Source organism: Nostoc sp. CCY0012 (assembly GCF_963920855.1).
GTDB lineage: Bacteria > Cyanobacteriota > Cyanobacteriia > Cyanobacteriales > Nostocaceae > Cyanocohniella.
In genome coordinates, this window is sequence record NZ_CAWUDM010000076.1 from 15955 (window position 1) to 29717 (window position 13763).

The following is a 13763-nucleotide window of genomic DNA, read 5'->3' on the forward strand; positions in this document are numbered from 1 at the left end:
CCTTAATCTCCATCTCCTCTGATGTCTACAAAAAGAAAATTTCAGTAAGATCAAGCAGTGACGATTAAGCAGGATAAAAGCATGGAAATGCGCCAATTTGGCAACTCAAACGTGCAAATTACGCCCATTCTTATGGGAACTTGGCAAGCCGGGAAAAAAATGTGGGTGGGAATTGAAGATGATGACTCGATTAAAACCATTCGGGCAGCATTTGAAGCAGGTATTACCACCATAGATACAGCCGAGGTGTATGGAGAAGGACACTCTGAGCAGATTATTGCCGCAGCTTTATCTGATGTCCGCGATCGCGTCCAGTATGCCACAAAAGTGTTCGCTAATCATCTCAAGTATAATTTGGTAATTGAAGCGTGCGATCGCTCTTTGCAAAACCTCAAAACTGACTACATCGACCTGTACCAAATTCATTGGCCTTCTGGGTCTTTTAATAGTGAAATTGTCCCCATCGAAGAGACGATGAGCGCTCTCAACCAGCTGCAAGAGCAAGGTAAAATTCGGGCCATTGGTGTTTCTAACTTTTCTGGCGACCAATTAATAGAAGCATCGCAGTATGGGCGGATTGATAGCTTACAACCCCCCTATTCCCTATTTTGGCGGCAGGTCGAACAAGATGCCATGTCCTACTGCATCGAAAATAATATTTCCATCTTGGCTTATTCACCTCTAGCCCAGGGATTATTAACCGGGAAATTTGCCCCAGACCAAAAATTTGACCCCCAAGACAATCGTGCTAAAAACAAGCTGTTTCAAGGCGAAAACTTTCAACGCGCCCAGCAAGCCTTAGAAAAACTACGTCCCCTAGCTGCTAGCCATGATTGTAGCCTGGCTCAGTTGGCATTAGCTTGGTTAATTGCTCAACCCCAAACAAGTGCCATCGCCGGGGCGCGTTATCCCGAACAAGCAAAAGATAATGCTTTAGCTGTAAATATTCAACTTTCTGCCGCAGAAATTGCAGAAATTGATGCCATCGGACGTATTGTCACCGATCATCTTGATAACAACTCTGTGATGTGGAATTGGTAATTCATTATTGCCCCTTAACTATAAAAAAACTTTGGGGATCAACAAATTCTGGTTTATTGCAAAATTAAACAAAACATCAACTTTAGTAAAGTCAGGTTTGTTTTTCCTCAACTGAGTGATAACTTAAATAGTAGGACACCAAAACAAGCAAAACCAAAACTTAATGGGTAAATGATTTTGTGTCCCCTGTCATTAGCCCAAGTATATCTCGGCAAATAAATGGTAAGTGGCAAGAACCTAACTTAACAGGCAAAGCCAAATCCCACAGCGGAAAAACTAAGATTGCTGAGAATGCTAGTTGTTATGTCCACCTTAGTTAGTGACTCTTTCAATTAATTAACAAGTTAACAAATTTGAAATCTGTAAATCGTAAAAAACCTGGTCAACCCGTACCAGGTTTTTTAATGGGCAAATGATTTACGAATCATGCACGTATTTTGTTTGATAAACCTTCACTAATCGGTCAATACCTTTGAAACGATGATGCCCCATTTCTTGAAAATCCGAGGATTGGGAAAGCAGATTATAAGTAACTTCACTGATTACACATTCGCTAGGGGGACAAACGGCTTCCATGCGGGCTGCAAGATTAATTGTTGCCCCCAATGCCGTATAATCCACCCTTTGGGAACTACCAACATCTCCCACTACAGCCTTACCACTGTTAATGGCAATACGTAATTGTAAAGGTTCGTGCCAAAAATTATTGGCGTTGAGACGTTCAAGACGAGCAAGCATTCCCTTAGCAGCAGCAGTGGCGCGATCGGCATGATCTGCTTGGGGTTCTGGCGCGCCAAAAAATGCCATAATACAATCGCCAATATACTTATCCAAAGTGCCGCCATAAGCAAACACTTCTTGCAACATCTCTTCAAATAAATTATTCAATAATTGAGCGATCGCAGTTGGTGTTAATTTTTCTGATATGGCCGTAAAGCCCACTAAATCTGCGAACAAAATACTAATTTCGCTTTCTGCGGGAGCCAAACGACCATCTGGTAAACCACCTATAGCTATTAATTGCTGGACAACGCCTGGAGAATGATAACGCTCTAATCGATGACGAATGACTTCTTCAGTTTTTAACTTATCTGCCAATAACCAACGCTGCACACTAGAGGCTACCAAGTTGGCCAAAGCCGAAAAAAAGCTAAGTTCTTCCTCGCCATCATCTGCCCAATGATAAGAAGAAAGATGAGCATCAGCGTAAAGAACACCGACAACTTTATTTTCATCCCACAAAGGTACAGCCATAGCACTACGAATGCCTTTGACTAAAATACTGTGTTCTCCAGAAAACCGTTCATCCTTATGGGTATCAGCGCTTTGAATAGCGATTTTCTCCGCAAATACCTTTTGGCAAATACTATGACTAATCCAGTTGCTATCACCTGCTAGATATTTTTGTTGGGAAATGTCTCTAGTACCAGCATTGACTAACTCTAATTGACCACATCCGCCAACATCAATTAATAATGCCAAGCGGTCAATACTATCGAGGTAACGAAACACAACTTGTTGTACCTGAGAGAAAATCTCTTCGATAGATGCTGCTGCACAAAGATTTTTAGCTATATCTACCAAGTCTTTGAGACGGGCAATGGTTTTATCTTTATTACTGGGTTCCCCATCCTTGCTATCAGCTTCGATCCATTGCTGTTGCAATTGCTTGACATTGCGAAAAATAGTTCTTGGCTCAGAAGTGCCAGCCGCTACAGTCTGCTGATGCATCAACTCTGTACCAGGATTAGCAAATAGTACTACCAAATTCACATTTCCTAGCCAAATGATATCGCCATGATGTAACTCTTGAGCATGACTGATGAGAGTTTGGTTTACTTGTGTTCCATTTTTACTGCCCACATCCTCAATAGTCCACATACCTTGACCCGTCTTCACCAGACGCGCATGTCTACGAGATACTCCCCCAAAAGGTAAGTACAAGTCACATTCCGGTAAACGACCAATTGTGAATTCATCTTGATTCACTACTACCGTTGTTTCCGTATCTCCCTGTTTTAGACGTAATGTAATTTCAGTCATGAGTGTGACGTGTCTATCCTGAAAACTGGGGACGCAAGCATCTTGAAGATAAAATATATGCAGAGTGTATACTTTACCTTTTCTTTATGGCACTGTTAATAGCATTACGACAACTATTTGTAGTTAAAGTAACACCAAAAAATCAATGTTCCCAGTTGGTCAGACGGTCATCCTATTATGGGTGATTAGCGCTCCAGATGCCTACACCACAAGAAATTATGGAATATTTTTTAATTTTCAAAAGGGAACAGGAAAATCTCTCCTGCTCCCCTACGTCTTTGGTCAGTACTGAAAGTTTACTTACTGCCTCATCTTCAGTAACACTTAGTCACGGCCATTGAGGGCAATCAGTAACCGCAAGATAAAGATAAACAGGTTGATGTAGGTCAGGTACATCGATAAAGCCGCAGGTAGGTATTGATCATCTTCGTAAGTGCGGGGCAAGATGTAGAAATCAACTACAGATACACCCACAAACAGAAATACTCCTAAACCTGAGATCCCGATTTCTAACCAACTGGGTGTGTAAACACCAAACAAGGCCAGGACAAATTGGATAAGTACCACAGCTACTAAAGCCATGACACCCAGGCTGACAGTTTTTGTCAAAGCCATGCCATCTTGCTCAGAGAGATTAGAACCGATTTGACGAGCCGCAATAAAGGTGATACCACAACCTAAGGCTGCCAAACCAATACCTTGGATACCAACGCCTTGGGTTCTCAAGGCCATAAATACTAAACCACTGAGAGTATATCCAGATAAAAGGCTGTAGGTGGCTAACAACGGTAGCGCCACACCCTTGTTACCTTTTTCAGCTACATTGCGAGCCACAAAAAATAAAATTAACTCCACAATCATTGCCCCAATGAAGGTGGGAAAGAAAATTTCAGGGTTGCTACGGATAACGCTCAAACCACCATAGGTTCCTAAAGCGGTTAGCACAAGTCCGCCACCGACATAAGGCAAGGCATTAGCAATTACATTTGGGCCGATGAGGGCTTGAGTTTTAGCCTCACGAATAGCATCACGAAAGTTACTTGTATTGCTCATAAGTTAATTTGCAGATGAATGTCCGGTTTACTCCCATTCTTACCAATTTTTGTAGTTAACAGCCAGAATCAAAAGAGGTAGGGGGGCAGGGGGCAAGGGAGCAAGGGAGAAAGCTGAGACGGAGCTTCTTACTCCGCCCCAGTAAGAGCGCCCTAGAAGGCGATGCCCTGAGCAGTTCGGCGGGCTTTATACCCATGTTCCGCTCTCGCTGCGCGAACGGGGCAGGGCTTGCTCCCCCTGCTCCCTGCTCCCTGCTCCCCTGCTTTTTCACGCCGGACTGTACTAGGTTTGGCTCATCATACAAAATAGCTATTGAGTAATTAATGCATTTTTCAGCATAAATAGCTAGCGTTGAAAGTAAAAAATCAACATTTCGTTGTAATTAATTTCTAACTGGAAAAACAAAATAACTAACAACAGATGAAAGTCCCAAATCATGCGTGTATATACTGATTAGCAAAGTAGGTTTCTTCGTAAATTCAGTAAAACGACGATGGTTTATTCCGCGTTGACTAAGGAAAATAATGACAGATTTGAAGGCAATATACGTAACTCCATTTTTTCCATAAAAGGAGTTCAACCAAAGGAATTTTTATATGGCAACAAGCGAATCCTCTATGCGAATTGATGGTATGGAGTTATTGCACTTATACCACCAAAATCCCTCTATTAAACTTCGTAATCAACTGGTACAGTTACATACTGGTTTAGTTCGTAAGATGGCACATAAATTTAGTCATCAATGTAATGAACCTTATGAAGATTTAGAACAAATCGGTTATTTTGGTTTAATTAGAGCTATTGAGCGCTTCGACCCCAGCCAAGGATATGCGTTTAGTTCCTTCGCTGTGCCATATATTCGAGGTGAGATGCTGCACTTTTTACGCGATCGCAGTACTCTATTAAAAATTCCTCGTCGTTGGCAAGAACTCTACAACGAGGGTCAAAGAATTCGTAAAGAATTATCTATTTCTTTAGGTCGCTCTCCCAAAGATTCAGAAATTGCCGATGTACTTCGCGTTTCTGTGCAAGAATGGCAGGAAACTAAATTAGCAGCACAAAATCGGATGCCTTTAAGCTTGGATGCTACCGCCGTCCATTACGTTGATTGCCAAATAACTTTAGGCGAAGCACTTCCTTGTCCTCGTTCTACCGCCCTTCAACAACAAGACGAAGAACGACAACAACTACAAGGGGCAATCAGTATGTTAGAAGAAAAGCCCCGCATGGCAGTTGAGATGGTATTTTTAAAGGAACTTTCTCGCAAGGATGCTGCTAAGAATATTGGCACTAGTCCCATGACAGTTACGCGGTATTTGCAAAAAGGTATTCAGGATCTCATTGGCTATTTGCAACCACAAGTAATGCCTACAGGGTCTTGAGGCGGGGATATGGGGTCATTTACCATCGTTTACACCACTTTTTTACCGAAGCACCTTGGTTTAGTACTAAAGTCAATAGACCTCTTGCATAAATACTTTGGTGTGGCTACAAATATTTTTAAGAGCTTCACGCAAAGTCAGGGCAGCGCGTTGGGGAGACAGCGCCGTGGGCGGGTTCCCAGACTTGTAGACGCTTTGCTGCTTCCCGCAGGGTGGCGACTGTCGTCGGGTTCCCCGATTTGTAGCGACTGCCGCGCAAAGACGCAACGAAGTATTTGAAAATCACGACTTTTGCAAGAAGTCTAATAAACGCCGTTTAGAGATCATGAAATTTTCTCACCCCAATTGATAGTTGATACTGATGGGGCCAGAAATTGGATAGAAGTTTTTTATAGATAAGCCAAGGTTCGGTTACGATTTGATTAACAAGGCATCAACGCATCTAATCTCCCCAATACTGCCATATCTTCTGTATCCAACTCCACAGGAATACCACTACGAATTAATTCCGAAAAATCTTCATTGGGAACCATCACAGTCAAAGTATACAAGCGAGTATTTCCTGTATTTTTCAGCAAATGAGTACCAGTAGGAGGCACTAATAAACTATCTCCAGCTTTAATTGGTACATTCTTGCCGTCACAAATAGCTATTCCTTCCCCTTTCAGGACAAAAAACATTTCCACCGCCCACTGATGACGGTTTGGCGGTGTTTGACCCCCAACATCAAAAATTTCTACACAACAAGTTAAAGACGTATTGGCATTAATAGAATCGAAAATAATCGCCAGCCGATTGGAGTCGTGTGGACTGATACGATATGTTTGATAGTCTTTGGGTGACTTGATAATAGGAATTACACATCTAGTAGCGTGCATATTTATCCCCTAATTTGTAATTCGTAATTCGTAATTCGTAATTCGTAATTCGTAATTCGTAATTTAAGACTTAGGTTTTAGTGCTTTTAAAATTGCTTGTGAATCTGTAACAAAACCGAAACATTGCTTGATGTTGTACAACGTTGCCAGCCAACAATATTCAGGGGAAGTGGTAGCGGTGCAGTCTTTGACTAAAATGCAGTCATATCCTAAGAAGTTGGCATCACACAGCGTTGTCATTACACATTGATCAGCATTGACACCCCCAAAGAACAGTGTCGTTATTCCTAAGTTTCGCAAAATACTATCCAAAGGCGTATCCCAAAAACCACTCATGCGGTATTTATCCACACAAATATCTTCTGGTAACTGTGGGAGTTCGTCTACCACCGCCGCCGCCCAACTACCCGCCATCAGTACTTTAGCACCATTGTTAGGTAAAGGATCACCCAGCCCCACACCGTCGCCTGTAGGGTTGTAGACGTGACGCGAAGCCGCACTAATATTTAATAAGTCTGGACGATTTCCCCAGTTTACCCAAATTACAGGTACACCGATCGCCCGTAGTTCTGGAAGTAAGTTATTTAAAGGTGGGATGGGTTGACGTGCTGGATTGACATCTACACCGATATGTGCAAGCCAACCATCAGGGTGACAAAAGTCGTTTTGCATATCAATCACTAGGATGGCAGTTTTAGCTAAATCCAGGTGCAGAGTTTTAGTTTCTGTGGATACGATAACGGGTAGGGGGGACTTTGACGGACGAGTAATGTCTGCAATATCTTGATTCACAGCCCAAGCGTTTGGTGCGACTCCCAAAGTCCGAAATGACGGATTCATAAATGACAACACACAAGACAGTACCTAAATTTGTAACCTGAATTGCTAATGAAAGTGCGATCGCTTCATCAAGGTTAAAATCGCAGATCAGCTAGCGGTAAAGTTTCAACGTGTTACTCATAGAATAGTTGAAATCTAGTAATAGAGGTAAATTGTGAATTTTACTATCGAAAATGTTTTGATTGCTGATGAAGATGCCTACACAACCGTAAATGTGCAGGTTGCAGACAATCAGATAGTTGCCATTGCACCTAACCTCGATGTCATTGGTACTGCCGTTGATGGTACAAATAAACTATTACTGCCAGGTTTCATTAATGCTCATACCCATTCCTCAGAAATGTGGCAACGGGGGATTATGTCCATTTTTCCCTTGGAATTATGGCTGGCAGAATTATATGACTTTGCGCCCCTGGATTTAGAAAAAGTTTATCTCAGTGCTTTAGGTACAGCCGTAGAAACTTTACTTTCCGGTGGTACAAGTGTAGTAGATCATTTGGTGTTAATTCCGGGACAAGAGTTAGCCACCATCGCCACGGCTGTTCGTGCTTACAAAGAAGTGGGGATTCGGGCTTTTATTGCGCCCCTGATTCAAGATGAATCCCTCACCGCTGGTATACCCTCTGGGGAATCAGCACAAAATCATGAGCCTTATTTTCGCTCAACTGCGGACACATTGGAAATTATGGAAGAGGCCATCAAGCAGTTTCATCGCCCGGATGAGGGTGTAAATATGTTAGTTGCACCTACAGGGATTCAGCTGTGTACCGATGCTTTATTTACAGGATGTATTGAGTTAAGCGATCGCTATCATATTTGTCGTCACTCTCACTTGCTGGAAACTAAAGCCCAAGAAAAACTGGCCCAGGAAAAATACGGTTGTACTGCTGTTGAACATCTTCAACGTATTGGTTATTTGAGCGATCGCACTTCTTTAGCCCATTGTGTCTGGTTAAATGATCATGATATTGCTATTCTGGCTCAAACCCAATCTACAGTTGTTCACAATCCTTTAAGTAACCTACGTTTAGGCAGTGGTATCGCCCCGATTTTAAAATATCGCCAAGCTGGGGTAAATGTCACTTTTGGTTGTGATGGTGCTTCTAGTAATGATTCTCAAGACTTGTTAGAAGCTATTAAAATTGGTTCTATTTTGCATAATATTACAGATTTAGATTATCAGCACTGGATTACTCCCCGCCAATCTGTAGAAATGGCATCTTTGGGGGGTGCTAAAGGACTAAATGTAGCTGATCAACTTGGTTCCTTGACCGTTGGTAAAAAAGCTGATTTAGTAATGTATGATTTGACTAATTTATCATTACTTCCCCGTACAGATCCCATTGGTTTATTAGTGTTAGGACGGCCTACCAATGTTGTGGCTAATGTGTGGATGAATGGTAAACAAATTGTGGCTGATGGTCAAGTTACCACAATTAATGTTGATCAATTACGGCAAGAATTATTTAAACATAGTCAATGGGATACAAAGCGTAAGTCTCAAACGGTTGCCCAAATTGAGGCACATTACCGCAAAGTTATGGATTTGTGAAACGCAGAGGAGCGCAAAATTCAACGCAAAGGGATGCAGAAAGGATTTTATTCTGCGTTAATTAAGATTAGCAGTGCATTGGATAATCAACATGGAACGCGCCATTTCTGCCTTGGGAATTTTAGTTTTTATCGCCATATCTTACGCCTTATCTGTGAAACGCCATGCGGTGCGTTGGCGAACTATAGCCTGGGGTTTAGGACTAGAATTTGTGTTCGCACTGGTGATTCTCAAAACTCCTTGGGGTGTGACTGTGTTTAAATCACTGGCGGATATTATCAGCAATTTTGTGGCTTTTGCTGATGTTGGGGCTGAATTTGTGTTTGGCGAAAATTTTCGGGATCATTTTTTTGCTTTCAAGGTGCTGCCTACAATTATCTTTTTCTCTGCTTTTGTGAGTATTCTCTATCACTACGGTATTTTGCAAAGAGTCGTGAATGTGCTGGCATGGGTGATGATCAAGACCATGAAAACATCGGGTTCTGAGTCTTTATCATGTGCAGATAATATCTTTTTGGGGCCCACAGAGTCGGCACTAATGGTCAAGCCTTATGTAGCAAAAATGATGCAATCTGAACTTCATGCTGTCATGACTGGGGGTTTCGCCACAATTGCCGGTGGAGTGTTAGGGGCTTATCTGACTTTTGGTATTCCCCCAGAACACCTAATTGCTGCTTTTTTTATGACTGCTCCTACTTCTTTGATAGTGTCAAAGTTGCTGTATCCAGAAACAGAAGTCTCAGAAACAACTGGTAAAGCTACCATAGATGTAAAAACTAATTACGTTAACGTCATTGATGCTGCTGCTACCGGAGCAATTGATGGTGTCAAGCTTGCGGTTAATGTCGGAGTGATGATTATTGCCTTTTTGGGATTGCTGGCTGCCGTGAATGCGCTACTGGGATGGTTAGGGACTCGCGTTGGTTTACAGGGAGTATCTTTACAATGGATTTTATCTTTTGTCATGGCGCCTGTGGCCTTTTTGATGGGTGTACCTTGGGCTGACTGTCGGCAAGTAGGTGCGCTATTAGGTACAAAAACCGTCCTCAATGAATTTATCGCTTTTTTGGATTTACAAAAGGTAATTGCCAGTGGAGAAATTTCCCAGCGTGCAGCAATTATTTCTACTTATGCTCTATGTAATTTTGCTAATATCGGTTCCATTGGAATTACCATTGGTGGTATTGCGGGAATGGCACCACAACGCCAACCGGACTTGGCTCGTATGGGTTTTAAAGCAATGATTGGTGGTTTACTAGCGGGTTTTATCACGGCTTGTGTTGCCGGAGTTTTAGTATAAAAAGCTATCTTCTTGACTGATATTTAACGTACCCTAATTGCCAATTTTGTGCTTGCTTTAACTGATTTAACTTGCCTTGAGCAATTAGCTTTAAAGCAATACGAGTATTTAATTGCCCCTTGATTATGGTGTAATATTTTGGCTGTTCAACTCCTGTGAACACCTTGCCACGATTGAAAAATTGTCCACAGTAAAGTTCAGTTCCCGGGATTGAGACTGTGAATAATCCGTCACTTCTATATCCATTGGGAATGGCAAATATAGCATAGACATTGTGAGGGCCGCGCCAAGGTTGAACTACTAGTTTTTCAGGATGGGTGTAGTATTTTTCACCTGAGGCAGATCTAAACGCACCTGGTTGACATCTGACTACAGGTGGTTTTTCGGCGATGTAAGAGGAAACATAAGAAAATCCTAGAACTCCACATAAGCTCAGGAAAAATAATACGTAGAATATTAATTTTTTCACTTGCACTTGACTAGATACTGGATTACTTCATGTAACTTCATATTTTAGCGAATCATTACGATAATGCGGTAAGCGCAGCTATGCCGTTAGGCTGATCGCACTGATCTGAGCTACTTGTACATATCATCGGGCAACTGTGAAAATTTATACAATACCACAGACGCGATCGCTTGCATGTTGCTAAATTAACAAAGAATATTAGAACCAAGCACAGTTACTGACAATCTATTATGGTATCTACTACTACACGCTTCCTTGATGTTCAAAATCATTGGGCGCTTCCATTTATTGAGGCCCTAGCAGCACGGCGGATTTTAAATGGCTATCCTAATGGAACTTTTCGTCCCGATAATTCCGTGACTCGCGCTGAGTTTGCTGCCATAATTGGGGCGGTGTTTACAATGCCGCCGTTGCGGAAATATGTCCCTTTTGTGGATGTCCCGACTAATCACTGGGCCATAAGTGCCGTTCAAAAAACTTACGAAACGGGATTTCTCATCGGCTATCCTGATGGGCGTTTTCGTCCCAATGACCGAATTTTCCGCAGCGATGTTTTAGTTGCTTTGGTCAATGGCTTGAATATTGCGGCTGATATCAAACCTGATTTGTTGAGTGCTTTACCACAAATTTATCAAGATGCAGATAAAATTCCTGGTTATGCCAGAAGCCAAGTAGCTATTGCTACTAGTATAAATTTAGTTGCGAGTCATCCCAATGTAAAATTACTCAACCCGACTGTAGCGGCAACTCGCGCTGAAGTATCAGTAATGGTATATCAAGCTTTGGTGTATTTGGGGCAGATAGAAAAGATTGCTTCCAACTTCATCATAGTGCCACCACCAGCCGTGCCAACTTCGGGAACTGTAAGTGTCAGTCATCAGCGCGAGTTTCGCGCGGCCTGGGTAACAACAGTTTGGAATAGTGATTGGCCTTCCAAAGCGGGACTTCCTGTAGCCCAACAGCAAGCGGAATTTCTAGAAATTCTCAACCGCCTCCAAACCCTAAACTTCAACGCCCTAATTTTGCAAGTGCGACCAGAGGGAGATGCTTTATATCCTTCCCAATTAGAGCCGTGGAGTGCTTGGCTGACGGGAACTCAAGGTAGAGCGCCAGAACCATTTTATGATCCTTTAGAGTTTGCGATCGCAGAATGTCACAAGCGTAATATTGAACTTCATGCTTGGTTTAATCCTTACCGCGCCAAAACTAGTCTCACCGCTAGACCCAATGCCCGCCCCCATATAGCTTTAACCAATCCCGAAGTAGTTTACCAGTGGGGTACTCAGCTATGGATGGACCCAGGAATCAAAATTGTCCAAGATAGAGCTTATAACGTCATTATGGATGTTGTCAGTCGCTACAATTTGGATGGCATTCACCTAGATGATTATTTTTACCCTTATCCTATCCAAGGTCAGACTTTCCCCGATGATAAAACCTACGCAGCATATAGGGCTACAGGTGGTGGACTTAGCTTAGGTGACTGGCGACGAGAAAATGTCAATCAAATGGTGCTGCGTCTATTTCAGGGAATTAAAGCGACAAAGCCCCATGTCAAATTTGGCATTAGTCCTTTTGGGATTTATCGACCTGGACAACCACCAGGAATCACTGGCTTAGATGCCTATAATGTGCTTTATGCAGATGCTAAAAAATGGTTAGAGCAAGGCTGGATTGATTATATGGCCCCCCAACTTTATTGGCGCACTGATCAAACAGCTCAGAGTTACCCAGCCTTACTGCAATGGTGGACAGGAATTAATCCCCAACGACGACATATATATGTAGGTAATACTCTTAGTCAACTCGATGGTAAGGTCTGGAAAGATGAAGAAATTGATAAACAAGTAAAAATTACGCGCAACCTTGTAGGAAACTTAGCACTAGGAAATATTTTCTTCAGCATGACTCCGATTAATCAAAATCGTCAAGGCATTGCTGACAGGTTCCAAAATTCACTTTATACTAGTCCTGCAATAGTACCTACCATGTCTTGGCAGAATACAGTTGCACCACCGTCTCCTAAAGAACTACAAGTTAACAATCGTCGGTTAAGTTGGCAACCAAGCGATAATCAGCCTGTTCGTTCTTGGACTCTATACCGCCAAACTGGTACTACTTGGATACTTCAGCGGGTTTTGTCTGCCGGTACAACTTTCGCCACTGTGCAACAAGCTGGAACCTATGCCGTATGTGCGGTTGATAGATTGGCAAATGAGAGTTTAGGAACAGTAATTACAGTCAGTTAATTAGCTGTTGGCTAAAATTTGTTAGCTCACCAGGGAAATCCTTCCACCTGAGTAACTTTATTTTTCGGTAAATTTAGGACTTACGCACACTCTATGGATTCTTGGCGTTCTACAGCCCTTGCGGGCATCGCTGCGCGCGGGCGTCTTGGCGGTTCCATAAATTAAGGTTTTTGGTGATTTTTGCGTAAGTCCTGAAATTACAATTTTGCCTGACTACTTGCCAACATATCTACTAAACAATTGAATAGCGTCGGCAATATTGACATCTCCATCCCCGTTGGCATCTAAGAAAGAATTTAATACAGAATTTCCACCAGTTCGAGGATTTTGGGAATTAGCACCAGATTGTAATAAATTCAATACTATAGGCACAATCACAGGTAACAATTGCATAATTGTACCAGCATCTAATCCTGTATGTTGGGAAGCTACTTGTGCTACCTGCTGTTGGATTTGAGGAGGAAACAGGGAACTGACGGCTTGAGGGTTAGAAGAAGTCCCAGCATATTGATTAACCAATGCTTGGGTTGCTTCATTACCCTCTGTGGATTGCTTCTGTTGTAAAGCAGAACGTACATAGTTACCTACTACACCCACAACAGATTGCATGGTTGAAGGATTTGTCCCAGTAGCATTACTCAGCTGATTAACAGTATTAAGAATACCGCCGAGTTGACCTAAACTAGCTTGTTGACTGGGATTACTAACAGCACCGAGAATTTGGTCAAATAGACCCATAATCATCGTTCTCCTTGTGTTTTCATTTTTTGACTGCGGAAAAGCTGTTGCTATTATGAAAAAATTAACTCCGTAAAACCAGAAACTTAAGGATGAAAAATCGGTTTCATAAGGGTGTATAAATAAAGTTTTGTTCGTAGTGAACGATTTATCGCTCTCTGGCAATGCTTAGTGGTGCAGAAAACTTTTTGGAGTCTCAAGTTGAAAAAACAGTAACA

11 protein-coding genes are annotated in these 13763 nt (G+C 42.2%); 5 read left to right on the top strand and 6 right to left on the bottom strand.

Translation table 11 applies throughout. The features are described from left to right. Positions 1-81: 81 nt before the first annotated feature. Positions 82-1041, top strand: a complete 960-nt coding sequence (locus ACM0OS_RS19950; RefSeq protein WP_414544942.1) for an aldo/keto reductase — start codon at positions 82-84, stop codon at positions 1039-1041. Positions 1042-1458: 417 nt separating this feature from the next. Here ACM0OS_RS19950 and ACM0OS_RS19955 read toward each other — a convergent pair whose 3' ends face one another. Continuing rightward, positions 1459-3084, bottom strand: a complete 1626-nt coding sequence (locus tag ACM0OS_RS19955; protein ID WP_414544943.1) for an adenylate/guanylate cyclase domain-containing protein — start codon at positions 3082-3084, stop codon at positions 1459-1461. A 324-nt stretch (positions 3085-3408) separates the two neighbouring features. Continuing rightward, positions 3409-4137 (bottom strand): Bax inhibitor-1 family protein, encoded by a 729-nt coding sequence (locus ACM0OS_RS19960; RefSeq protein WP_414544944.1) that lies wholly within the window; start codon positions 4135-4137, stop codon positions 3409-3411. A 596-nt stretch (positions 4138-4733) separates the two neighbouring features. Here ACM0OS_RS19960 and ACM0OS_RS19965 point away from each other — a divergent pair. Next, positions 4734-5519: an RNA polymerase sigma factor SigF gene (locus tag ACM0OS_RS19965; protein ID WP_414544945.1), complete on the top strand. Its 786-nt coding sequence runs from the start codon at positions 4734-4736 to the stop codon at positions 5517-5519. A 422-nt stretch (positions 5520-5941) separates the two neighbouring features. On the opposite strand, the gene ACM0OS_RS19970 is transcribed toward ACM0OS_RS19965, so the two are convergent. Both ACM0OS_RS19970 and ACM0OS_RS19975 read right to left on the bottom strand, forming a co-directional pair. Further along, the gene (locus ACM0OS_RS19970; protein WP_414544946.1) at positions 5942-6397 is read right to left on the bottom strand and encodes a cupin domain-containing protein; all 456 of its coding nucleotides are present in this window, start codon (positions 6395-6397) and stop codon (positions 5942-5944) included. A gap of 63 nt (positions 6398-6460) precedes the next feature. Further along, entirely contained in the window at positions 6461-7237 is a 777-nt protein-coding gene (locus ACM0OS_RS19975; protein WP_414544947.1) for a cysteine hydrolase family protein, read from the bottom strand. A gap of 154 nt (positions 7238-7391) precedes the next feature. Here ACM0OS_RS19975 and ACM0OS_RS19980 point away from each other — a divergent pair, with 154 nt between their 5' ends. Both ACM0OS_RS19980 and ACM0OS_RS19985 read left to right on the top strand, forming a co-directional pair. After that, complete coding sequence (locus ACM0OS_RS19980) at positions 7392-8789, top strand: amidohydrolase (RefSeq protein ID WP_414544948.1); 1398 nt, start codon at positions 7392-7394, stop codon at positions 8787-8789. A 91-nt stretch (positions 8790-8880) separates the two neighbouring features. Beyond that, on the top strand, positions 8881-10089 hold the full coding sequence (locus ACM0OS_RS19985; RefSeq protein WP_414544949.1) for a NupC/NupG family nucleoside CNT transporter: 1209 nt from the start codon (positions 8881-8883) through the stop codon (positions 10087-10089). A gap of 4 nt (positions 10090-10093) precedes the next feature. Here the strand turns inward: ACM0OS_RS19985 and ACM0OS_RS19990 are convergent, their stop codons facing one another. Next, a complete protein-coding gene (locus ACM0OS_RS19990) occupies positions 10094-10558 on the bottom strand; it encodes a hypothetical protein (protein ID WP_414544950.1) in 465 nt (154 codons plus the stop codon). Between the two features lie 230 nt (positions 10559-10788). Here ACM0OS_RS19990 and ACM0OS_RS19995 point away from each other — a divergent pair, with 230 nt between their 5' ends. Further along, positions 10789-12807 (top strand): glycoside hydrolase family 10 protein, encoded by a 2019-nt coding sequence (locus tag ACM0OS_RS19995; protein WP_414544951.1) that lies wholly within the window; start codon positions 10789-10791, stop codon positions 12805-12807. A gap of 213 nt (positions 12808-13020) precedes the next feature. Here ACM0OS_RS19995 and ACM0OS_RS20000 read toward each other — a convergent pair whose 3' ends face one another. Continuing rightward, positions 13021-13545, bottom strand: coding sequence for a DUF937 domain-containing protein (locus ACM0OS_RS20000; protein ID WP_414544952.1), 525 nt, complete (start codon positions 13543-13545; stop codon positions 13021-13023). Positions 13546-13763: the final 218 nt, after the last annotated feature.